The sequence below is a fragment of the Aeromonas sp. 600282 genome, assembly GCF_049175755.1.
GTDB classification, from domain to species: Bacteria; Pseudomonadota; Gammaproteobacteria; order Enterobacterales; family Aeromonadaceae; genus Aeromonas; species Aeromonas veronii_A.
In genome coordinates, this window is record NZ_JAAKVR010000018.1 from 35,373 (window position 1) to 58,532 (window position 23,160).

Here is a 23,160-nt window from a genome sequence, read left to right on the forward strand (position 1 = left end):
AAAGGGCATAAAGCCCAGATAGAGATCGATTCAGAGTAAATCGCACATAACAAAAAGCCCCGATGTCAAATCGGGGCTTGGCGCTTTACCCTGATTGTCGCCTCGCAGCGACCGCCTTCCTGAGCGTAGGAAATGCGTGAAATTTGGTTGCGGGGGCCGGATTTGAACCGACGACCTTCGGGTTATGAGCCCGACGAGCTACCATGCTGCTCCACCCCGCGTCCGAAATCGTGCGAGATTATAGCCACTTCATTCTTTCTATACAAGACTGACTTGGCTATAACATCCCGGTTTACCCGGGTCACTGCTTAATTGGTGCCGTGGGCGGGACTCGAACCCGCACACCCTAGAGCACTACCCCCTCAAGATAGCGTGTCTACCAATTCCACCACCACGGCAAAACTCTTACTCGGGAACGTCAGTATCTTTCTTCACTGGCGCTTTAGTCTGCTCAACCTGTTGGGTTTGTTGCAGATTTTCCCATTCACTGCCCTGTTTGACCTTGTTGCTGGACATAGAGCCAAGCACCAGGCTGATTACGAAAAACAGAGTAGCCAAAATCGCTGTTGTTCGGGTCAGGAAGCTGCCTGAACCACTGGAGCCGAATACTGTGTTCGATGCCCCTGCGCCGAAGGAGGCGCCCATATCAGCCCCTTTACCTTGCTGAATCATCACCAGACCAATCAGAGCCAGTGAAACCAGCAGATAAACGACCAAAAGAATCTCGTACATTTAACTTGCACCCTTTGCCGCTTCAACAATTCCTAAAAACGCATCGCTATCAAGACTTGCTCTGCCAATCAATCCGCCATCTACGTCGGGTTGGGCAAACAAATCTCTCGCATTGGTCGGCGTCACGCTCCCACCATAGATGATTCTGATCTTCTCACCTATTACCGGAGTATCCTCCGCCAAGCGACCACGAATAAAGGAATGAACCTCTTGTGCCTGCTCGGGTGTGGCGCATTTACCTGTACCTACAGCCCAAATCGGCTCGTAGGCGATGATAGCATTATCGAAAGCCATCGCGCCATTTTTCTCTATGACGATATCCAGCTCTTCTGCGATCACCTCGAAGGTTCTTCTCGCTTGCCTTGCTGCACCTGACTCACCCAAACAGAGGATGGGAATCAGACCTGCCGCTCTGGCTGCCGCAAACTTCTCTGCAACAATAAAGCTGGTCTCACCAAAGAGACGCCTGCGCTCGGAGTGCCCTACTAATACGTATCGACACCCTGCCTCAACCAGCATCTCACACGACACTTCACCCGTGTAAGCGCCCGTCTCGTGCTGGCTCACATTCTGAGCCCCCAACCTTATCACCTTCTGCTCATTGAGCACTGAAGCGGTAAAGTCGAGATGCACATGGGATGGACAGAGAACAACATCTACATCACCATCAACGCCTTTCAGGCACTGACTCGTAAACTGCTCTAACTGCGACCTACTACCGTGCAACTTCCAGTTGGCTGCTACAAACGGCTTGCGATGTCCCATCGGCAACTCCCTTGCGAAAGCGGGGCTGATAATATCCAGAGGATTGTCAGCTGACAAGTGCTATTTTCATTTTTTTGAATCGATTGAACAAGATACAACCAGGGCGGCTAAAAAGCCGCCCTGAACGCTCATTAAAACGCCGATTCAACCTGATCGGCAATGCGCTGAGCCATATCACGCACCTGTTGCTCGTGCTCCCCTTCCACCATGACCCGGATCAGGGGCTCGGTACCGGATTTACGCAACAGCACGCGGCCACGACCGCCAAGCTCATGTTCAACCTTGGCGACCTCCTGCTTGACTGCTTCTGCAGCCAGCGGATCCTTGCCTTCGGCAAAGCGAACATTCACCAGTACTTGCGGGAACTTGCTCATGCCGGAGCGCAACTTGGCCAGCGGCATCTCGGCACTGCGCATGGCAGTGAGCACCTGCAGGGCGGCAACAATGCCATCACCCGTGGTGGTCTGATCAAGACAGATGATGTGACCGGAGTTCTCGCCACCGATACGCCAGCCCTTCTCTTCCATCATCTCCAGCACGTAGCGGTCGCCTACCTTGGCACGGGCAAACGGGATACCCAGGGTTTGCAACGCCAGTTCCAGACCCATGTTGGCCATCAGGGTGCCGACGACACCGCCCTTGAGACGGCCGTTGCGCAAGGCGTCCCGTGCGATGATATAGAGGATCTCGTCACCGTCGATCAGGTAGCCGGTGTGATCCACCATGATCAGGCGATCACCGTCACCATCGAATGCCACGCCGAGATCCGCCTTGCACTCCAGCACCTTGGCAACCAGTGCCTCGGGCGCAGTCGAGCCAACGCCATCGTTGATATTGAGACCATCCGGAGAGCAGCCCATAGTGATCACTTCGGCCCCCAATTCGCGGAACACAGAAGGCGCGATATGGTAGGTTGCCCCGTGACCACAATCGACCACCATCTTCAACCCGTCCAGATTCATATTGGAAGGGAAGGTGCTCTTGCAGAACTCGATATAGCGGCCAGCAGCATCATCGATACGCAGCGCTTTGCCGAGCTCGGCAGACTCGACGCACTTGAGCTCGTGATCAAGCTCGGCTTCGATAGCCATCTCGACTTCATCTGGCAGTTTGGTACCGTCAGCGGAGAAGAACTTGATGCCGTTGTCATAGAAGGGGTTGTGCGAGGCGCTGATAACGATGCCGGCCTCGGCACGGAAGGTGCGGGTCAGGTAGGCAACAGCCGGAGTGGGCATGGGGCCCATCAGTATGGCTTTGAGACCGGCGGCAGAGAGACCCGCTTCCAGCGCTGATTCCAACATATAGCCAGAGATTCGGGTATCTTTGCCAATCAGCACCTTTTTGGTGCCCTTCTTGGAGAGCACCTTGCCCGCGGCCCAGCCCAGCTTCATTACAAAATCAGGAGTAATGGGATATTCGCCGACTTTGCCGCGCACACCATCTGTGCCGAAATACTTTCTTGCCATTGTCTGTTCTCTTTTATTATCTGGAAATAAAATCTTGTCCCGTCATGGCCTGCCAGCCAACCCGCAACGCATCCATGGTCTCCCGCACATCGTGAACCCTGATGATCCTGGCTCCGTGCTGCATGCCGATAAGGGCACAAGCCAGACTGCCAGCCAGACGTTCACCCACAGGGCGGTTCAGCAGGTTGCCTATCATAGACTTTCGCGACATTCCCACCAAGAGCGGAAGTCCGTAGTCAAGCAACTCTTCCTGGGCGGCCAGCAGCTGATAGTTGTGTGCCAGCGTCTTGCCAAAACCGTAGCCCGGATCCAGCAGCAGCTGCTCACGGGCTATCCCGGCGGCCAGACAGGCTGCAATCCGTTCGTCAAAGAAGGCTTTCACCTCCCCGACCAGGTCATCATAGTGCGGCTCGACCTGCATGGTTCTCGGCTGCCCCTGCATATGCATCAGGCAAACCGGAACGCGCGCTTCAGCGGCAGCATCGAGCGCTCCCGGCTCCAGCAGCGCCCTCACATCGTTAATCAAATGAGCCCCAGCCTTGCAGCCTTCTCTCATTACTACCGCCTTGGAGGTGTCAAGCGAGAGCATCACATCACATTCGCTCACCAGTCGTTCAACAACCGGGATAACCCTGTCCAGCTCCTCCTGCTCACTCACATCCAGCGCTCCCGGACGGGTTGACTCGCCGCCAATGTCGATAAGGGTCGCCCCATCCGCCACCATTTGACGGGCATGAGCCACAGCCCGTTCAATCTGGTTAAAATGGCCGCCATCGGAGAAGGAGTCGGGAGTCACATTGAGGATCCCCATAACATGGGGACGTTCGAGAGAGAGGCTAAGCCCCTTGCTAATCAGCTGCATCTTCACTTCCATTCGCAAAATAAAAACCCCGGGCAAGCCCGGGGTTTTCAACAACAGAATTTATTTAGCCGGGATGTCGTTGGCCTTGTCGATATTGGCATCCGCAACCGGGGCACTCTCGTCCGCAGCCGCCGGCTTGGGCTCGGCGGCAACAGTTGATCCGCCTTGTGGCGTATCTCCGTGCTCGTCGTGCCAGTTGCTCGGAGCCCGAACCTCGCGACGGGCCATCAGATCATCGATCTGCTTGGCATCGATGGTTTCGTACTTCATCAGCGCATCTTTCATGCTGTGCAGTACATCCATGTTATCCAGCAGGATCTGCTTGGCGCGGTCGTAGTTGCGATCAATGACCTGCTTCACTTCAGCATCGATGATGCGGGCTGTGTCATCGGACATGTGCTTGGCTTTGGCCATGCTGCGACCGAGGAACACCTCGCCATCTTCTTCCGCATAAAGCATCGGGCCGAGACGCTCGGACATACCCCACTGGGTCACCATCTTACGCGCGATGTCGGTAGCTCGCTCGATGTCGTTGGACGCACCGGTCGATACCTTCTCGGCACCGTAAATCAGCTCTTCCGCCAGACGACCGCCATACAGACTGGAGATCATGGACTCCAGATGCTGCTTGGAGTGGCTCCAGCGATCCTGCTCAGGCAGGTACATGGTCACACCCAGCGCACGACCGCGCGGAATGATGGAGACCTTGTAGACGGGATCATGATCCGGCACCACGCGACCGATAATGGCGTGACCCGCTTCGTGATAAGCCGTCATCTCCTTCTCGGACTCTTTCATCACCATGGAGCGGCGTTCTGCGCCCATCATGATCTTGTCCTTCGCCTTCTCGAACTCAGCCATGGAAACCACACGGCGGCTCTCGCGAGCGGAGAAGAGGGCAGCTTCGTTGACTAGGTTGGCCAGATCAGCACCGGAGAAGCCGGGAGTACCACGGGCAATCAGCGCCGGATTGACGTCATCAGCCAACGGAACCTTGCGCATGTGCACTTTCAGGATCTGTTCACGACCACGAACATCCGGCAGACCAACCACAACCTGACGGTCGAAACGGCCCGGACGCAGCAGTGCCGGATCCAGTACGTCAGGACGGTTGGTGGCTGCAATGACGATGATGCCTTCATTGCCCTCAAAGCCATCCATCTCGACCAGCATCTGGTTAAGAGTCTGCTCACGCTCATCGTGACCACCGCCCAGACCGGCGCCACGCTGGCGACCGACGGCGTCGATCTCATCGATGAAGATGATGCAGGGGGAGGATTTCTTGGCCTGCTCGAACATGTCGCGTACCCGGGAGGCACCGACACCGACAAACATCTCCACGAAATCGGAACCCGAAATGGTGAAGAAAGGCACCTTGGCCTCACCCGCGATAGCCTTGGCCAACAGGGTTTTACCGGTACCGGGAGGACCAACCAGCAGTACGCCGGTCGGGATCTTGCCACCCAGTTTCTGGAATTTGCTCGGGTCGCGCAGATAGTCGACCAGCTCCTTCACCTCTTCCTTGGCTTCATCGCAACCTGCAACATCGGCAAAGGTAGTCTTGATCTGATCTTCACTCATCAGGCGAGCCTTGCTCTTGCCAAACGACATGGCACCTTTGCCACCGCCGCCCTGCATCTGACGCATGAAGAAGACCCAGACACCGATCAGCAGCAGCATCGGGAACCAGGAGATGAAGATAGAGGTCAGCAAAGACGGCTCTTCCGGCTTCTCACCCATCACTTTGACGTTGTGATTGAGCATATCGTTGAGGAGCTGGGGATCCGGCGCCGGAATGATGGTGGTGAAACGCTCACCAGTACGCTTGACGCCATTAATGACCTTACCGTCCATCCGCACTTCACGGATCTGCTCTTGGGTCACCTCTTTAACGAAGCTGGAATAGTCCAGCTGGCGACTTGAGGTATCGCTGGGGCTGAAGCTATTGAACACCGACATCAACACGACGGCGATGACCAGCCACAGGATTAAATTTTTCGCCATGTCACTCAAATCAGTAACCTCGCAGACTGACAGTTAACGATGAAGGTTAGGGTACTACAGTTTAAAACCGGTAGCCACAATGTAGACTTCCCGTGAACGAGCGCGGGACGAGTCTGGTTTACGAATCTTGACAGTGGTAAAAAGTTGACGAATTTCATTGAGATAGGCATCAAACCCCTCTCCCTGAAACACTTTCACCACGAAACTGCCGTCACCGCGCAATACCTGATTGCACATGTCCAGCGCCAGTTCGACCAGATACATGGAACGGGCCTGATCCACCTGCTGGGTACCGCTCATGTTCGGCGCCATGTCGGACATGACAACATCTACCTTGTCCGGGCCGACCCGTTCCAGCAGCGCGCCCAGTACAGCTTCCTCCCGAAAGTCGCCCTGAAGGAAATCGACACCGGCGATGGAATCCATCGGCAAAATATCACAGGCGATCACCCGTCCCTTGTCACCGACCTGATCGATGGCAAACTGGGACCAGCCACCGGGGGCCGCCCCCAGATCCACCACCGTCATGCCCGGCTTGAGCAGTTTGTCCTTGCCCTGGATCTCGTCGATCTTGAACACGGCACGGGATCTCAGTCCCAACTTCTGGGCTTTTTTGACGTATTGATCGTCAAAATGCTCTTTTAACCAGCGGGTTGAACTGGGGGAATGTTTTTTCTGGGTCATGATAATCGACTTTAAAAAACCACAAGGGTTATTAGTATTAAGGGCTAAGTGGGGGTAGAATACGCCCCTTTCAACCCTGACTTATGAAGAAATTGCGATGATTCTCAACAACAAACAGAAACAGTACCTCAAGGGCCTTGCCCACAGCCTCAAACCTGTCGTCCTGCTGGGCCAGCATGGTCTGACCGAAGGCGTACTGGCCGAGATCGATCTGGCACTGAACCATCACGAGCTGATCAAGGTTAAGGTTGCGTCTGAAGATCGTGAGATGAAACAACTGGTTATGGATGCCATCGTCCGTGAAACCGGTTCAGTCAAAGTACAGAGCATGGGCCATGTGCTGACCATCTATCGTCAGGCCAACGAACCCAAAATCCAGCTGCCTCGCAAGTAAAAGGAAAGAGCATTGCTCTTTCCTTATTTCACTTCTTCCCGAGTCGCTTGCCACAGTAGTCGCCAAGCCCTTAACCTGCGATGAATAGTTTCGGACACGCGCCATGGCTCACCATCCTATTCTGACCGACAATGAACTGACCATGTTGCGGGAGCTGGGATGCTCGGAGGCGACCCACCTTCTGAGCGGACATCTCGACAACCCCATGCTTGGCTTGCTGCAAAAAGCCGAACAGCTGGTATTGGAAGCCCGCTATGCAGGCCATCAGTTGCGATTCCCCCTCACCTTTATCCAGAGAGAAGATGGCTTTGTCGAGCCTCGGCTCGCTGCGCCAGTGATCCGGGAGCTGGGGTTTGCCCAGCCAAGAGCTTGGAGACTTGCCCAGAAAGCGACACTGCAAACAGCTCATGGAGTACTCCAAGTGCTGAGCCTTTCGCTCAATGGCCTCATCGTGGAAGATCTGCCCACAGATATGATGGCGGATACTACCTTGCAGGGAACTCTGCAGATCGCCACAGAGGCGCCATTTCCCTTGCAGGCCAGGCTGGTGAGACGGGTCAAATCTAATGCAGACCGTGCAACCTGGGCACTCAGTTTCCAGATGAGCGAGGCAAACATAGAGCGACTTCGTCACTGGCTGTTTCAGCGCCATCAGGACACCTTCAACGACGCTTACCAACCAGCCTGAAGCGCAACAAACAGGGGAGCAAGTGCTCCCCCGTCTCATCCCGCATTAACTACATCAGATGTAGGCAACGTCCAGGATTTCGTACTCCACATCACCTGCGGGCGTCTTGACGAGCGCCACATCGTCCACTTCCTTGCCAATCAGAGCGCGGGCAATCGGAGAGTTGACAGAGATAAGGTTCTGCTTGATGTCAGCCTCATCGTCACCCACGATGCGGTAGATAACCTCTTCCTCTGTTTCGCTCTTGAGCAGGGTCACGGTGGCACCAAAGATGATGCGACCATTGTTGGTCATCTTGGTGACATCGATCACCTGGGCATTGGAGAGCTTGGCTTCAATTTCCTGAATGCGGCCTTCACAGAACCCCTGCTGCTCACGGGCGGCATGGTATTCGGCATTCTCTTTCAGATCACCGTGCTCACGGGCTTCAGCAATCGCTTCGATAATCTGGGGACGAAGCTCGGTCTTGAGATATTCGAGCTCTTCGCGCAGCTTCTCAGCGCCGCGAACAGTCATCGGAGTATGATTCATAGTCGAAACCTGGGTTGCTTGAAAATAGAAGCTGCGGCTATCTGTCAGGACGCCGCAGCACTCGGTTCGGATGGCGCATCTTAATATGAAGCCAACACAAAATCCATGTCGGCCCCCTGATGCAGATCCCGCTTTATCTGTTGCTCCAAGAAATATTACTTTCCTTCCGGTACCGAAATAGGAGAGGAAATGGTCGGTTTGCCCTGCATGATAGCGATCTCTACCCGTCGGTTCATCCGGCGATTCTCGGGAGTATTGTTGGGCACCAATGGTTGGGAATCGGCCATCCCCTGCACAATCAAGCGTCCCTGATCAAATCCTGGGACCTTGATCATCTGGTGTGCCACAGCCACTGCTCGCTGGGACGAAAGCTCCCAGTTGGACTGAAACAGCTCGTCCTCGGTCGCCACGTTGTCGGTGTGGCCGGATATGGTGATTTCACCCGGTACATCCTTGAGCAGGGTCGCGACCTTGCGAATAACCGGCCAGAACTGGGGTTGCAGAAACGCCGAGCCAGCCGGGAAGGAGGCTTTTTCCCTGATCCGAATAATAATCTGCTGTCCCAACGCCTCGATTTCGATGGCACCATCCTGGATCTGATCTTTCATCTGCTCGGCCAGCGCCTTTGCCAGGGTATTGGACTGCTGCTGCGCCTTCTGAGCATCCTGAGCTGTGTCCCCCCCCGTCTGCTTGCCATCACTCTTGTCCTGACCACCTGCCTGCTCGGCCTCACCGGGCAAAAAATCCAGCTCGGTCTGGGTCATGTCCATGGTCTGCTGCATCACGGTATCAATCGGGGTTGGCTCTGGGCGGCCAGGACGGAACTCCTGGGCAATGACAGAAGTTCCCTTCGGAATATCTTTCACCTCAAGGATATTCTGGACCCCGAATGCCTTCTCCATGGACCCCGCAATCTGCTTGAACTTCTGCACATCCATCTCGGCAAAGGAGAGCAACAACACGAAAAAGCACATCAGCAGCGACATGAGGTCGGCGAAGGTCCCCATATAACCGGGCAGGCCGGGAGGCGGGCATTTGCAATCAGACATAGGGCTCCCTACTCACTGCCGTTGTTGCGTTTGGACTGGTTCAGATAGTTCTGCAGCATGGACTGGATCACCCGCGGGTTTTGGCCATCCTGGATCCCCATGATGGCATCGAGGATCAGCGAACGGCTAAGGCGCTCTTCGCCGCTTCGCAGTTCCAGCTTGTCGGCTATCGGGATGGCCAGCATGTTGGCTTCGATCGCACCATACAGAGTGGTCAAGAGGGCTACAGCCATGGCAGGACCGATAGATTTGGGATCACTCATATTGGCCAACATGGCCACCAGACCCACCAGCGTACCGATCATCCCCATCGCCGGGCCAAGATCCCCAAGGGTACGGAACACCTTGATCGCAATGACGTGACGTTCGGCAGTCAACTCGATATCCTTTTCCATCACTGCGCGCACTACATCGGCATCATGGCCATCCACCAGCATATCGATCCCTTTTTTCATGAAGGGATTGGGAATCTCGGCCGCTTCAAGCGCCAGAAATCCGCCTTTACGGGCGGCATCGGCAAGCTCAACGGCTTTAACTATGAGGTCTTCCAGCTTGTCGCCCTTGTACATAAAAGCTTTACCAGCGACCTTAAACGCCATCAGAAACTGGCCTAGGTTGAACTTCATCATGGCGATGAAGATGGAGCCCAATACGGTGATGTAGACCGATGGCATGTCGACGTACATGCTCATGGGGCCCCCCAGCAGCATGCCGTACACCACCACCCCGAAACCCAGCACTATCCCTATCAGACTGCCTAGATCCACGTCCCTACTCCTGTCACCGGTTCTTATGCCCAATTATAGTTTGTTGAATTTTCTGCTATTGCGACCCAAGCGGCAAGCATGCATCCACTGAGAATCATGGTTCATTATCGGCCAGTTTATCGAGAGTTTGAGGAGGCAGCGTTTTTCAGCCTCCCCCCGGTGGGCGGTCGATGTTAATATAAGCCGTTTTTTCAATTCCCGAGGATGGACATGGCCAGTAAAAAAATCGACCGTCTGAGTTTTGACGCCACTCTCGAAGAGCTGGAAACCATCGTTCATCAGCTGGAGCAAGGTTCCCTACCGCTGGAGGAGGCCCTCAAACAGTTCGAGCAGGGAATCCATCTGGTGCGGGCTGGCCAACAAAAGCTGGAGCAAGCCGAGCAGAAGATCCAGATCCTGCTGAGCAAGGCCGATGGCAGTGATCAGCTGACCCCCTTCCAGCCAGAACAAGGAGACGAGTGAGTGGCACTGGTCCATTTTTCCCGTCAGCATCGCCAGCGTATTGATGACTGCCTGTTGGCAAAACTTGAAGCTTTGCCACCCATGGCGCCTCGTCTGCGTGATGCCATGAAATATGGCCTGCTGCTGGGCGGCAAGCGGGTTCGCCCGTTTCTGGTCTACGCGGTCGGCGAAATGCTGGGCGTAAAGAGCGACCTGCTGGACGGCCCTGCGGCTGCCGTGGAGTGCATCCATGCCTACTCACTGCTGCACGACGATCTGCCCGCCATGGATGACGACGACTTGCGTCGCGGCCAGCCGACCGTTCACAAGGCATTCGATGAAGGCACCGCCATTCTGGCCGGTGATGCGCTGCAGACGCTGGCGTTCTCCATTCTGGCCGATCACCCCATGCCCGATACCTTGATGGCCAACCGGGTGCGGATGCTGAGTACCCTCGCCCGCGCTTCCGGTTATCTCGGTATGTGCGGCGGTCAGGCGCTGGATCTGCAGGCCGAAGGGCGCCAGATCTCGCTCGCCGAACTGGAACAGGTACACCGCCATAAAACGGGGGCACTGATTGAGTGCGCCGTGACACTGGGCGCACTCTGCAAAGCCGATGTCGATGACGCAACCCTGATTGCCCTGCAAACCTATGCCGCCGCGATTGGCCTCGCCTTTCAGGTGCAGGATGACATCCTCGACATCACAGGTGATACCGCCACCCTGGGCAAGCCGCAAGGTTCTGACCTGGCGCTGGAGAAAAGTACCTATCCGGCCCTGCTCGGACTCGAAAATGCCCGTGAGCTGGCTCGCGAACTGCATGGGAAAGCCTTAACAGCCCTGCAATCCTTGCCCTACAATACCGACATTCTGGAAGCGTTTGCCGATTACATCATCGAGCGAACCCACTAAACGCTGGATAACAGTAACAATATGAGCGTTGATATTAGCAATTTCCCCAACCTGGCCCTCGCGGACACTCCGGTCGAGCTGCGTTCCTTGCCCAAAGATCGGCTGCCGGTGCTGTGCAACGAGCTGCGCGAATATCTGCTGCGCTCTGTCAGCCGCTCCAGCGGACACTTTGCCTCCGGTCTCGGCACGGTCGAACTGACCGTGGCCCTGCACTACGTCTACAACACCCCGTTCGATCGGCTGATCTGGGATGTGGGCCATCAGGCCTATCCCCACAAGATCCTGACCGGGCGCCGTGACCAGATCCACACCATCCGGCAGAAAGATGGCCTGCACCCCTTCCCCTGGCGCGGCGAGAGCGAGTACGACGTGCTCTCCGTCGGCCACTCCAGCACCTCCATTGGTGCGGCGCTCGGTATGGCGGTCGCCGCCGAGAGTGAAGGGCTGGGTCGCAAGGTGGTAGCGGTAATTGGTGATGGTGCCATTACCGCAGGGATGGCCTTTGAAGCGCTCAACCACGCCGGCGATGTCCATAAAGACATGCTGGTGATCCTCAACGACAACGAGATGTCCATCTCCGAGAATGTCGGGGCGCTCAACAACCATCTGGCCCGGGTCATGTCCGGCAAGCTCTACACCACCATCCGCGAAGGCGGCAAGAAGGTGCTGGCCGGTCTGCCGCCGGTCAAGGAGCTGGCCAAGCGGGCCGAAGAGCACCTCAAGGGGATGGTGGTGCCCGGCACCCTGTTCGAGGAGTTCGGCTTCAACTACATCGGCCCCATCGACGGTCACGATATAGAAGCGCTGGTCGAGACCCTGCGCAACATGCGCAATCTCAAGGGTCCGCAGTTGCTGCACGTCAAAACCAAGAAGGGCAAGGGTTACGAGCCGGCGGAGAAAGACCCCATCGGTTATCACGCTGTGCCCAAGTTCAATCCTGACGAGTGTTCCCTGCCGAAAGCGAGCGCCGCCAAACCCACCTTCTCCGCCATCTTTGGCCAATGGCTGTGCGACATGGCCGCCAAAGACGAGAAGCTGGTCGGCATCACCCCTGCCATGCGCGAAGGCTCCGGTCTGGTGAAATTCAGCCAGCAGTATCCGGATCGCTACTTCGATGTGGCCATTGCCGAGCAACATGCAGTCACGTTCGCTGCCGGTCTTGCCATCGCCGACAAGAAGCCAGTGGTGGCCATCTATTCGAGCTTTCTGCAGCGCGCCTACGATCAGGTGATCCACGACGTGGCGCTGCAAGATCTGCCGGTGCTATTCGCCATCGACCGGGCCGGTCTGGTGGGCGCCGACGGCCCGACCCATCAGGGAGCGTTCGACATCAGCTTCCTGCGCACCGTGCCCAACATGGTGGTGATGACGCCATCTGACGAGAACGAGTGCCGCCAGATGCTCTATACCGGCTATCTTCAGCAAGGCCCTGTCGCCGTGCGTTACCCCCGCGGCAGCAGTCTGAGCGATTCCCCCATCTCGTCAGAGATGCAGGCACTGGAGCTCGGCAAGGGACGTATCCTGCGAGAGGGCAAGGGTACCGCTATTCTGGCCTTTGGCACCCTGCTGCACCACGCGAAAACGGCCGCCGAAGCGCTGGATGCCACCCTGGTGGACATGCGCTTTGTCAAACCGATGGATGAGGCGCTGGTGCTGTCGCTGGCGGCCAGCCACGATCACTTCGTCACCATCGAAGACAACGCTATCATGGGCGGCGCCGGTTCGGCGGTGAACGAGCTGCTGATGCGCAATAAACAGTGCAAGCCGGTACTCAACCTCGGCTTGCCGGATCGCTTCGTGGAACAGGGTACCCAGCAGGAGATCTATGCCCTGCTTGGTCTGGACGATGCAGGCATCCAGCGCAGTATCGAAAGCTGGCTGAAAGCCTGATAACGCTTGAAGCTATCAAGCAAAAGAAGGGCGCCTCACTGGCGCCCTTCTTGTTCTTCATAATCTAGAACCTGTTCAAGAACTGTTGCGAGAAGTCCGTCAACAAGGTAAAGAGCAGCGCAGGAACCGGAGTATATGTGAATACATGAGGATTCCGAGCAGCACATGAGCCTTGATCACGGCCTCGCAGTAAGTTCTTGCGCAGGTTATCAACCTTTGTAGATCTTGGGGTTAAACACATCCCGCAGCCAGTCGCCCAGCAGGTTGATGACCAGCACCAGCACCACCAGACAGATTCCCGGGAAGGCGGTGATCCACCAGGAACCGGAGAAGATGTAGTTGAAGCCGACGCTGATAAGCGAACCGAGCGAGGGCTGATCAACCGGCATTCCCAGACCGAGGAAGGAGAGTGCCGCCTCGCTCATGATGGCGTTGGCCACCTGCACGGTGGAGATCACCAGAATGGGCGACAAACAGTTGGGCAGAATGTGGCGGAACATGATGCGCGGGGCGCGGAATCCCATCACCTTGGCTGCTTCCACATACTCCTTCTTCTTCTCCGCCAGCACAGAGGCGCGCACGGTACGGGCATACTGCGGCCACTCGGCGATACCGATGATCACCACCAGCATCATGATGGCGAACTTCGAGTAGAACTCGGAGCCAAAGGTTGCCTGAAAGATGGCGGAGATGATGATCGCCACCATCATGGTGGAGAACGACAACTGCACATCGGCAAAGCGCATCAGCAGGTTGTCGATGCGGCCACCGAAGTAACCGGCAATCAGACCGATGACGATACCGAGCACCAGCTGCAGCGCCACCGCAAACAGACCGATAGTGAGGGAGATACGGGCGCCATAGAGGATGGTGCTCCAGATATCCCGCCCCTGGTTGTCGGTACCGAGCCAGAAGCGCTCCTCGCCGCCTTCGAGCCAGGAGGGGGGCAACTCGGCATCCATCAGATCAAAACTGGTCTGGTCATAGACGTTGTGCGGAGCGAGCCAGGGCGCCAGCAGCGCCGCCAGCACGAACACCACAAACACCGCAAAGCTGAACATGGCTACCTTGTCCCGCAGGAAGTAGTAGACGATGTCAGAGTTCTTGAATCGTGCCCAACGGCTTGGGCTTGCAGTTACAGCATTAGTCATGCGCTTACCCCTTGGCAGTCAGGTTAACGGTCGGGTTGATCAACCCGTAGAGCAGGTCGACCAGGGTATTGGTCACCACGAAGATCAATCCCACGAAGATGACGTAGGCGGTGATCAGCGGGGTATCGACCCTGTGGATCGCTTCAAGAAACAGGAAGCCGGTACCCGGCCACTGGAACACACTCTCGGTCAGAATGGTGTAGGCCACCATAGTGCCGATCTGCACCCCGCCGACGGTAATGACCGGCAGCATGGTGTTTTTGAGGGCGTGCTGATAGTAGACCTTGTTGTTATCCAGCCCTTTGGCGCGGGCGAATTTGACGTACTCGGAGGAGAGCTGCTCCAGCATCTCGGAGCGCACCAGCCGGATAAACAGCGGCAGCATGATGGAAGAGAGCGACACCGCCGGCAGGATCAGGTGCAGGATGCCATCCCAGGTGAAGAAGCCCGACTCCCAGCCCAGCAGGTTACGGGTCTCGCCGCGGCCATAGGCCGGCAGCCAGCCCAGCTGGATGGAGAAGAGATACATCAGCATGATGGCGGTCAGGAACACCGGGATCGAAATGCCGATACTGCTCCCCGCCATGATGATCTTGGTGGGAATGCTGCGCGGGCGGATCGCCGAATAGACACCGAGTGGAATGGAGACCACCACGATGATGAGCGCGGCGGCAAACACCAGCTCAAGGGTAGCCACCAGCTTGTCGAGGATCACCTCGAGAGCGGGTCGCTTGAAGAAATAGGAGGTGCCCAAATCCCCATGCACCGCATTTTTCAGAAAGCGGCTGTATTTGATGAGGAAGGGATCGTTAAGGCCCATCTTCTCGCGCAACTCGTGACGCTGGGCTTCGGAGACGGATTGTCCCACCAGCTCGCGCAACGGGTCACCCAGGTTATCCTGGATGGAGAAGGCGACCAGGCTGATGACGAACATCACTATCACGGCCTGATAGAACCGTTTCAGCAGGAATGTAAACATGCTTGTCCTTCTACGTGGCCTGTGTCGTGGCACAGGCTTCTGTTAGTGGGCGGAGTGGCCAGCTGACCACCCCGCCCCGTCCTTCCTTGCGACGTTCTCTTACTTGCTGACCACCAGGTCACCCAGGTAAGGGAAGTTCATCACGTTGACCACCGGCTTGATGTCGACGTTCTTCTTGGCGCCATAGGCCAGATCTTCCCAGTGCAACGGCACATAGGCAGCATCTTCGATCAGCATGGCTTCGACCTTCTTCAGCATCTCGGCACGCTTGGCCGGATCGGTCTCGGCATTGGCATCCATCACCATCTTGTCAGCTTCGGCGTTGGCATAACCGGCGCAGTTGTACTGGCCCATACCGGTCTTGGCATCCTTGGTGAAGGTCAGGAACTCGAAGAAGTTCGCGGTATCTTCAGTATCGGAGTGCCAGCCAATCAGCTGCATGTCAGCGGCGCACTTGTCAAACTCCGGCCAGTACTGGGCCACCGGCATGGTCTTCAGATCCACCTTGATGTTGATCTTGGCCAGCATGGCGGAAACAGCTTGGGCAATCTTGACGTCGTTGACGTAGCGGGCAGCCGGGGAGATGAAGGTCATCTTGAAGCCTTTCTCGTAACCGGCCTCTTTCATCAGCTCCTTGGCCTTGGCCAGATCATACTGGGGCACCAGCGCCTCGTTATGACCGGCATAGCCTTTCGGGCTCAGCTGACCAGCAGGGGTACCGAAGCCCTTGTTAATCTTCTCGACGATGCCCACCTGGTTGATGGCGTAGTTGATCGCCTGACGCACGCGCTTGTCTTTCAGCGCCGGGTTGGTGTTCTGGTTCAGCTCGATGATGATGGCACGGGTACCGGACAGGGTGACCAGCTGGGAGTCCTTGCCATTCTTCACACGCTCCAGATCGTTCGGCGCAACCGGATAGATCATGTCCACGTCGCCACCCAACAGGGCTGCAACACGGGTCGCATCTTCCTTGATCGGCACCACGGTCAGGTTCTCGACGTTACCCTTGGAAGCTTTATCCCAGTAGTTGGCGTTGCGGGCATAATCCAGCTTCACGCCCTGCTCGCGGAACTTGACGGTGAACGGGCCAGTACCGGAGACGTGGGTAGAGGCATAGGAGTCGCCGTTTTTGACGATCTCGGCCTTGTCTTTGCCCGCTTCGGTTTTGCCGGTGTAGAACTTGGAGTCCATCGGGAAGATGTAGGTGACGGTCTGCAGCACCAGCGGGAACGGCTTGGCGGTAATCAGATCGACGGTGTAGTCATCGACTTTCTTCACTTCGCTGATGGGATCGAAGATCGCCTTGAAGTCGACGGAGGATTTCAGGCGGTTGACGGTCCACACCACGTCGTCTGCGGTGAAGTCGTTACCGGAGTGGAACTTGACCCCTTTGCGCAGGTGGAAGCGGACGGTCTTGTCGTCAATACGCTCATACTTCTCGGCCAGACGGGGCTCGAACTGCAGGTCCTGGGTGTAACGCATCAGGGGATCGAATACCAGGTGCGACATCTCCAGGGTCTGACCGGAGAGCTGCTCCTGCGGATCCAGCGAAGTGGCGTCAGAGGCGACACCCACCTTGATATCAGCGGCTGAGACACTGAAGGCGAAACCGGCGGCAAACAGCGCCAGGGCAATCTTGGACAATCCTTTCTTCATCTTGTTCTCCATGCTTTTGGCTTTCTTATGACACTTTTTTTGACAAGCAGACCGGCGCACCGGCGCTCTCCTAGCTTGCGATTTCCAGCCCCTCGCGGGACATTCCCTTGAACTCCGGCATGAGGGAGATCAGCTTGCGGCTGTACTCATGCTCGGCATTGGTAAAGAGTTTCTCGGTCTCGGCCACCTCCACCAGATTACCGTGCTGCATCACCCCGATGCGGTCGCACATCTGGCGGATCACCGGCAGATCGTGGCTGATAAACAGCATGGTGAGCTTGAGCTCCTGCTGCAGATCCTTGAGCAGGTTGAGGATCTGGGCCTGCACCGACACATCCAGCGCCGAGGTCGGCTCGTCACAGATAAGGAAGCGCGGGCGAGTGGCCAATGCGCGGGCAATGGAGATACGCTGGCGCTGACCGCCGGAGAACTCGTGGGGATACTTGAGGCCAGCACCACGGCCAAGACCCACGTGATCCAGCAGATCGCCGACAATCCCCTCGATCTGGCTCTCGCTGCTCGCCAGCTGATGGAAGCGGATCGGCTCGGCAATGATGTCGCGCACCTTCATCCGCGGGTTCATCGACGAATAGGGGTTCTGGAACACCATCTGCATCTGGCGACGCAGCGGGCGACGTTCGCGCTCGCTCTTGAGAGCGGTCAGATCGATCCCCTCGAAGAAAATCTTGCCGGTATCAGGCGGATAGAGACCGGTGATGGCGCGGGCAATGGTCGATTTGCCGGAGCCGGACTCCCCCACCAGACCGAAGGTCTCCCCTTCGAAGATCTCGAAGCTGATGTTGTTGCAGGCGCGTACATACTGGCGGCGGCTCGGGAAGATGGAGTCCTTGGTGACGAACTTCAGATCGACGTTCTCCACCCGCAACAGCGCCCCTTCATAGGCTCGCTCGTCCTGACTCTGGCCGAGCCAGTGAGTCTTGAGGTCGATATTGGTATCCGGCGCACTGGCATCCTCGATATAGGAGACCAGCGGGAAGCGCACCAGCTTCACATCGGAACGGGGGACCGCCGAGATGAGGCTGCGGGTATAGGGGTGATTGGGGCTGCCCAACACCTGTTCGGTCAGGCCGAACTCCACCAGATCGCCGCGATACATCACCGCCACCTTGTCGGTAACGTTGGAGACCACGCCCATGTCGTGGGTCACCAGCATGCAGCCCACCTGACGCTCTTTGCAGAGGGCGCGGATAAGCTGGAGGATCTGATCCTGAATGGAGACATCCAGCGCCGTAGTCGGCTCATCGGCGATGATCAGCTCCGGATCGCAGGAGAGCGCGATGGCGATAACCACCCGCTGACGCATGCCACCGGAGAACTGGTGCGGATACTGTTTGATGCGCAGCTCCGGCTGCGGAATACCCACCGCCCCCATCAGCTCCAGCGCCTTGGCAAAAGCGGCCTCGCGAGAGAGATCGGTATTGGCCAGAATGGTCTCCACCAACTGATGCTCAACGGTGAACAGCGGGTTGAGGGAGGTCATGGGGTCCTGGAAGATGAACCCGATACGGGAGCCACGGATGGCCCGCATCTCGTTCTGGCTCTTGCCGGAGATGAGCTCGCCATTGAGATAGATATCGCCACGGGCGATGCGACCCGGCGGGCTCAGGAGGTCGATAACGGCGTTGCCGATGGTGGACTTGCCGGCGCCGGATTCACCGACCACCCCGACAATCTCACCCTTTTCGATAGAGAAAGAGAGATCCTTCACCGCGGCCAGCACCCCGTAGCGGGAGGGGTACTCGATCCGCAAGTTCTTTACTTCGAGCAAGGACATGTTTACCTCTGCGGGGGACATCCGTCCCAAATAATTCGTCCGTAAATCAGCCGCAGATGCCGGTTGTTACCTTGGGCAATATTTGCTCAATCCATGAGGCAGCGAAACCAGCGATCCGGGCGGGTTTTTTGCATTTTTTTGGAATAACCCGCGAGTAACTTAGACGGTTTGACCACGGGTGTAAATGATTGAGTTATACAATTCCGCAATGTTTTGTGCAGATAACCACCAATTCGGCAGAGATAAATGATGATTTTCATCACACAAATGGCCGGTGCGTCCGTACATCTATTGGTATCATTACTTTAATTTCAACAACAACGCAACAAGCAGCATTTATCACTATTTCCAAAACAATCACCAGCCCCGAATGAGTAGTGAATATTTATGTGAAATGGATGATAAACGGCAGCATATGCCGATGAATGAAAATTAAGCAGATATAAATCGGGGGATGCCAGAACGGTCATCCCCCGGAAGATGGCTCTCAACCGAGCCAGAATGCCAGTAATTGCATACAAAACAGAGCGAACAGGCCGGCGATCAGATCGTCCAGCATGATGCCCAGGCCACCGTGGATCCGGCGATCAAACCAGGAGATGGGCCAGGGCTTGAGCACATCAAACAACCGGAACAGCGCGAAGCCCGCCACCACCCACTCCCAACCGGCTGGCGCTGCGATCATGGTAACGCCAAAGCCGATCACCTCGTCCCAGACGATGGCGCCGTGATCCGGCACGCCGATGGCATCGGTGGCGCTCTGGCAGATACGGATCCCCACAACAAAACCCACCGCCAGCAAGGCGATAAACCAATAGGTCGGCAGCCCGCTCACCAGCAGGTAGAGCGGAATGGCCGCCAGGGTGCCCATGGTGCCCGGCGCCTTGGGGCTGAGGCCGGAACCAAACCCCACCGCCAAAAAATGAAGCGGATTTTTCAGATCCAGTCGTGTCAGCTCGGGCTTTATCCTGAACAAACTCATGCGAAGTGATCCCACCCTTTCAGTTGCAGCTCGACCGCTTGGTCGCCACGCAGGTAGTCGATGCCCGGCTCGCCCGCCACGATGCGGCCGATGCGGCTGAACTTGACCCCGCTGTGGGCCAGCGCCGTATCGAGCGCGCCGCGGTGCTCCTCCGGTACGGTGAAGCAGAGCTCGTAGTCATCGCCACCGGCCAGCGCCAGTTGCCACGCCTCCTGCTCGCTCACCGCATCCTGCAACACCGGCGAGAGCGGCAGCAGATCGAGATCGATCTGGGCACGCACGCCGGAGGCCTTGAGGATATGGCCGAGATCTGATGCCAGACCGTCGGAGAGATCCAGCGCACTACCCGCCAGCCCGCGCAGCGCCTGACCGGCCAGAATGCGGGGATGGGGGTGGTCGAGCCGTGGCAGCACAGCTGCCAGCTGGTTCTCGTTGAGGGTGCGTTTGCCCAGCAGGTGGGAAAGCGCCAGCGCGGCATCTCCCAAAGTGCCGGTCACATAGATGCCGTCACCGGCTTTGGCGCCGCTGCGCATCAGGGCGCGACCGGCAGGCACCGACCCCTTCACCGAGATGGTGATGGAGAGCGGCCCGCGGGTCATGTCTCCGCCCACCAGCGCCACGTTGTAGTACTCGGCCAGCTCCAGAAACCCTTCGGCAAAACCGGCAACCCAACCTTCGTTGATGGCAGGCAGGGTCAGCGCCAGCGACACCCAGCGTGGCTCGGCACCCATGGCGGCGAGATCGGAGAGATTGACCGCCAGCGCCTTGTAGCCGAGATCCACCGGATCCATGTCGGGAAAGAAGTGTACGCCGCTCACCAGAGTGTCGGTGCTCACCGCCAGCTGGGTATCGGGGGGCAGGGTCAGCAGGGCACAGTCATCTCCAGGGCCCATCACCACGTCCTTGCGGGCGTGGGGAACCTTGAAGTACTTATCAATCAGCTCAAATTCACCCATACAGTAAAAAGCCAGCAATAAGCTGGCTCCTCTCTTAGATGCTGACGGACAGCAGGATCAACGCTTGTTCAGCGATTTGATCACCTTGTCCAGTACACCGTTGACAAACTTGTGGCTGTCATCGGCAGCAAAAGCTTTGGCCAGCTCGATCGCTTCGTTGATGACCACGCGCGGCGGTACATCATCACGACGGGTCAGCTCGTAGGTCGCCAGACGCAGGATCGCCTTGTCCACCATGTCCACTTCTTCCAGCGGACGGGAGAGGAAAGGTGCAAACACCTTGTCCAGCTCGCTGCAGTGGAGGGCTACCCCGAACAGCAGATCGCGGAAATAGTTCAGGTCTACACCCTTGGTGTCCTGATCGATCTTGAACTGCTCTTCGATGTCACCCACGTTAGCCTTGGTCATCTGCCACTGGTAGATGGCCTGGGTGGCGCAATGGCGGGCTTTACGGCGCTCAGACGGTTTCAATGTACTTCTCCTCGTTACACGTCCAGTTCTTTCAGGACGTTGATCATTTCGAGCGCTGCCAGTGCAGCCTCTGCACCCTTGTTACCCGCCTTGGTACCTGCACGCTCGATGGCTTGTTCAATGTTTTCAGTGGTCAACACACCGAAGGCAACGGGAATTTCATATTCCATCATTACCTGGGCCATGCCCTTGCTGTTCTCGTTTGCCACCAGGTCGAAGTGATAGGTGCCGCCACGGATGACAGTACCGACCGCCACGATGGCGTCGTATTGACCACTCTTGGCCAGCTTCTTGATGACCAATGGCATTTCAACCGCGCCCGGCACTTTTACCAGTGTCAGGTTGCTGTCCTGCACTTGACCTTGACGCTTCAGTACGTCCACCGCACCGTTCACCAGACTGTCGTTGATGAAGCTGTTGAAACGGGCAACAACAATAGCAACGCGCGCCTCAGGAGCGGCGATATTTCCTTCGATAACCTTCATTGGAAATCCTGTATCTGTGCAATCAAAAGGGCCGGAGTCAAAAGTGCGCACATTCTAGCACAACAGACCCACGACAAAAACCATGGCCGCAATAGACGGCCATGATCGCGATTTAACCAGTCCGGCGCACTTACTCGCCGGTAAATTCCACGACTTCCAGACCGAAGCCACCCGGAAGGGGATGGTACTTCTCTGGTAGAACGTTACTCGCCGACGTACTCAACCACTTCCAGACCGAAACCACCCGGAAGGGGGTGGTACTTCTCTGGTAGAGCTTTACTCGCCGACGTACTCAACCACTTCCAGACCGAAACCGCCGAGGGCATGGTACTTCTTCGGCGAGCTCAACAGGCGCATCTTGCTCACGCCGAGCGCCTTGAGGATCTGGGAACCCACGCCAACCCGGCGCGAGGTGCCCTGCCACTTGGCCCCTTCCGGTGCCAGTCCCTTGTCAGCGGCTTCAAAGCCCTTGACCCGGGCCAGCAGCTCGGCGCCGTGTGCTTCCGCTCCCAAGATCACCAGCACGCCGCCTTCGTCAGCGATGCGGGCCATGGATTTAGGCAGCGGCCAGCTGCGTGCTGCATGGCGGTCGGTCAGCAGCAGATCGCTCAGCACATCGTGCAGGTGGACGCGCACCAGGGTCGGCTGATCAGCCTGCACCTCACCCTTTTTCAGGGCGAAGTGAACCTGATTGTCGATGGTGTCGCGGAAGGTGATGAGGTCAAACTCGCCAAACTCGGTGGGCAGCTTGCACTCGGCCACCTTCTCGACCGTGGTCTCGTGCTGGTTGCGGTACTCGATAAGGTCGGCGATGGTGCCAAGCTTGATGCCGTGCTCCTCGGCGAACAGCTCCAGATCCGGACGGCGCGCCATGGTGCCATCTTCGTTGAGGATCTCGACGATGACGGCGGCAGGCTCGAAACCGGCCAGACGGGCCAGATCGCAGCCCGCTTCGGTGTGGCCGGCACGGGTCAGCACGCCGCCATCCTGCGCCATCAGCGGGAAGATGTGGCCCGGCTGCACCAGATCGGCTGCCTTGGCATTGGGCGCCACTGCCGCCTGCACGGTCACCGCACGATCGGCGGCTGAGATACCAGTGGTCACCCCTTCCGCCGCCTCGATGGAGACGGTAAAAGCGGTGGAGAACTGGGCATTGTTGCGATCCACCATCAGCGGCAGCGCCAATTGCTTGCAGCGATCCCGGGTCAATGTCAGGCAGATGAGGCCACGGCCGTAGCGGGCCATGAAGTTGATATCCTCCGGACGGACGCAGGAGGCGGCCATGATGAGGTCCCCTTCGTTCTCCCTGTCTTCGTCATCCATCAGGATCACCATCTTGCCAGCCTTGATATCGGCAATGATTTCCTGGGTTGTGCTCAGCGCCATGGGCTACTCCATCAGTGTGCTTGGGGGTTGAGCCCGCAGGCTCAACGCAAATGCGTGTGTATGTTGCTCTAGATTGGGGCTAGCGGCTCCATTTCAATCAGAGCGGGATCACAG

At 57.2% G+C, this 23,160-nt stretch carries 23 protein-coding genes and 2 tRNA genes; 5 read left to right on the forward strand and 20 right to left on the reverse strand.

Features of this window, described 5'->3' with window-relative positions; genetic code table 11:
- Positions 1-144: 144 nt before the first annotated feature.
- From G5137_RS16425 to rlmE, 8 genes are all read right to left on the reverse strand, one after another.
- Positions 145-221, reverse strand: a tRNA-Met gene (locus G5137_RS16425).
- Between the two features lie 92 nt (positions 222-313).
- Positions 314-398 (reverse strand) — tRNA-Leu (locus tag G5137_RS16430).
- A 7-nt stretch (positions 399-405) separates the two neighbouring features.
- Positions 406-732, reverse strand: coding sequence for a preprotein translocase subunit SecG (secG, locus tag G5137_RS16435; RefSeq protein ID WP_005343541.1), 327 nt, complete (start codon positions 730-732; stop codon positions 406-408).
- Positions 733-1,497: a triose-phosphate isomerase gene (tpiA, locus tag G5137_RS16440; RefSeq protein ID WP_124241335.1), complete on the reverse strand. Its 765-nt coding sequence runs from the start codon at positions 1,495-1,497 to the stop codon at positions 733-735.
- A 131-nt stretch (positions 1,498-1,628) separates the two neighbouring features.
- Positions 1,629-2,963: a phosphoglucosamine mutase gene (gene glmM / locus G5137_RS16445; RefSeq protein WP_215807311.1), complete on the reverse strand. Its 1,335-nt coding sequence runs from the start codon at positions 2,961-2,963 to the stop codon at positions 1,629-1,631.
- Positions 2,964-2,979: 16 nt separating this feature from the next.
- Positions 2,980-3,825: a dihydropteroate synthase gene (gene folP, locus G5137_RS16450; RefSeq protein WP_421255677.1), complete on the reverse strand. Its 846-nt coding sequence runs from the start codon at positions 3,823-3,825 to the stop codon at positions 2,980-2,982.
- A gap of 60 nt (positions 3,826-3,885) precedes the next feature.
- The gene (gene ftsH, locus G5137_RS16455) at positions 3,886-5,838 is read right to left on the reverse strand and encodes an ATP-dependent zinc metalloprotease FtsH (protein WP_041207977.1); all 1,953 of its coding nucleotides are present in this window, start codon (positions 5,836-5,838) and stop codon (positions 3,886-3,888) included.
- Positions 5,839-5,883: 45 nt separating this feature from the next.
- Positions 5,884-6,513, reverse strand: coding sequence for a 23S rRNA (uridine(2552)-2'-O)-methyltransferase RlmE (gene rlmE, locus G5137_RS16460; RefSeq protein ID WP_033114154.1), 630 nt, complete (start codon positions 6,511-6,513; stop codon positions 5,884-5,886).
- A 97-nt stretch (positions 6,514-6,610) separates the two neighbouring features.
- Between rlmE and yhbY the strand changes: the two genes are divergently transcribed.
- Together yhbY and G5137_RS16470 are read left to right on the forward strand one after the other, a co-directional pair.
- A complete protein-coding gene (yhbY, locus tag G5137_RS16465) occupies positions 6,611-6,907 on the forward strand; it encodes a ribosome assembly RNA-binding protein YhbY (protein WP_033114153.1) in 297 nt (98 codons plus the stop codon).
- A gap of 103 nt (positions 6,908-7,010) precedes the next feature.
- A complete protein-coding gene (locus G5137_RS16470) occupies positions 7,011-7,595 on the forward strand; it encodes a PilZ domain-containing protein (RefSeq protein WP_421255678.1) in 585 nt (194 codons plus the stop codon).
- Between the two features lie 54 nt (positions 7,596-7,649).
- Here the strand turns inward: G5137_RS16470 and greA are convergent, their stop codons facing one another.
- The 3 genes from greA to pomA form a co-directional block, all read right to left on the reverse strand.
- Positions 7,650-8,126, reverse strand: coding sequence for a transcription elongation factor GreA (greA, locus tag G5137_RS16475; RefSeq protein ID WP_216951952.1), 477 nt, complete (start codon positions 8,124-8,126; stop codon positions 7,650-7,652).
- Positions 8,127-8,281: 155 nt separating this feature from the next.
- Positions 8,282-9,175 (reverse strand): flagellar motor protein MotB, encoded by an 894-nt coding sequence (locus G5137_RS16480; protein ID WP_216951953.1) that lies wholly within the window; start codon positions 9,173-9,175, stop codon positions 8,282-8,284.
- An 8-nt stretch (positions 9,176-9,183) separates the two neighbouring features.
- The gene (gene pomA / locus G5137_RS16485) at positions 9,184-9,942 is read right to left on the reverse strand and encodes a flagellar motor protein PomA (RefSeq protein WP_216951954.1); all 759 of its coding nucleotides are present in this window, start codon (positions 9,940-9,942) and stop codon (positions 9,184-9,186) included.
- Between the two features lie 210 nt (positions 9,943-10,152).
- Here pomA and xseB point away from each other — a divergent pair, with 210 nt between their 5' ends.
- Genes xseB through dxs form a run of 3 tightly spaced genes read left to right on the forward strand, consistent with a single transcriptional unit; the run spans position 10,153 to position 13,185 of the window.
- Positions 10,153-10,404, forward strand: a complete 252-nt coding sequence (gene xseB / locus G5137_RS16490) for an exodeoxyribonuclease VII small subunit (RefSeq protein ID WP_216951955.1) — start codon at positions 10,153-10,155, stop codon at positions 10,402-10,404.
- Positions 10,405-11,295, forward strand: a complete 891-nt coding sequence (gene ispA, locus G5137_RS16495) for a (2E,6E)-farnesyl diphosphate synthase (RefSeq protein ID WP_421255679.1) — start codon at positions 10,405-10,407, stop codon at positions 11,293-11,295. It begins immediately after the preceding gene.
- A 21-nt stretch (positions 11,296-11,316) separates the two neighbouring features.
- Complete coding sequence (gene dxs / locus G5137_RS16500; RefSeq protein ID WP_421205879.1) at positions 11,317-13,185, forward strand: 1-deoxy-D-xylulose-5-phosphate synthase; 1,869 nt, start codon at positions 11,317-11,319, stop codon at positions 13,183-13,185.
- Between the two features lie 209 nt (positions 13,186-13,394).
- Here the strand turns inward: dxs and G5137_RS16505 are convergent, their stop codons facing one another.
- The 9 genes from G5137_RS16505 to ribBA form a co-directional block, all read right to left on the reverse strand.
- A complete protein-coding gene (locus G5137_RS16505) occupies positions 13,395-14,336 on the reverse strand; it encodes an ABC transporter permease (RefSeq protein WP_019445927.1) in 942 nt (313 codons plus the stop codon).
- Between the two features lie 4 nt (positions 14,337-14,340).
- Positions 14,341-15,315: an ABC transporter permease gene (locus G5137_RS16510; protein ID WP_005349514.1), complete on the reverse strand. Its 975-nt coding sequence runs from the start codon at positions 15,313-15,315 to the stop codon at positions 14,341-14,343.
- Positions 15,316-15,414: 99 nt separating this feature from the next.
- On the reverse strand, positions 15,415-16,971 hold the full coding sequence (locus tag G5137_RS16515) for an ABC transporter substrate-binding protein (protein ID WP_106842304.1): 1,557 nt from the start codon (positions 16,969-16,971) through the stop codon (positions 15,415-15,417).
- A 70-nt stretch (positions 16,972-17,041) separates the two neighbouring features.
- Positions 17,042-18,766 (reverse strand): dipeptide ABC transporter ATP-binding protein, encoded by a 1,725-nt coding sequence (locus G5137_RS16520; protein ID WP_203119592.1) that lies wholly within the window; start codon positions 18,764-18,766, stop codon positions 17,042-17,044.
- Between the two features lie 487 nt (positions 18,767-19,253).
- The gene (locus G5137_RS16525; protein ID WP_368226847.1) at positions 19,254-19,748 is read right to left on the reverse strand and encodes a phosphatidylglycerophosphatase A; all 495 of its coding nucleotides are present in this window, start codon (positions 19,746-19,748) and stop codon (positions 19,254-19,256) included.
- Positions 19,745-20,704, reverse strand: coding sequence for a thiamine-phosphate kinase (gene thiL / locus G5137_RS16530; RefSeq protein ID WP_026034998.1), 960 nt, complete (start codon positions 20,702-20,704; stop codon positions 19,745-19,747). The genes G5137_RS16525 and thiL overlap by 4 nt, the downstream gene beginning before the upstream one ends.
- A gap of 57 nt (positions 20,705-20,761) precedes the next feature.
- Positions 20,762-21,175: a transcription antitermination factor NusB gene (nusB, locus tag G5137_RS16535; RefSeq protein WP_005343514.1), complete on the reverse strand. Its 414-nt coding sequence runs from the start codon at positions 21,173-21,175 to the stop codon at positions 20,762-20,764.
- A gap of 14 nt (positions 21,176-21,189) precedes the next feature.
- Complete coding sequence (gene ribE / locus G5137_RS16540) at positions 21,190-21,660, reverse strand: 6,7-dimethyl-8-ribityllumazine synthase (protein ID WP_005338866.1); 471 nt, start codon at positions 21,658-21,660, stop codon at positions 21,190-21,192.
- 276 nt (positions 21,661-21,936) lie between these two features.
- Positions 21,937-23,046 carry a bifunctional 3,4-dihydroxy-2-butanone-4-phosphate synthase/GTP cyclohydrolase II gene (ribBA, locus tag G5137_RS16545; RefSeq protein ID WP_216979379.1) on the reverse strand — a complete coding sequence of 370 codons (1,110 nt, stop codon included), beginning with the start codon at positions 23,044-23,046 and terminating at the stop codon, positions 21,937-21,939.
- Positions 23,047-23,160 lie beyond the last annotated feature (114 nt).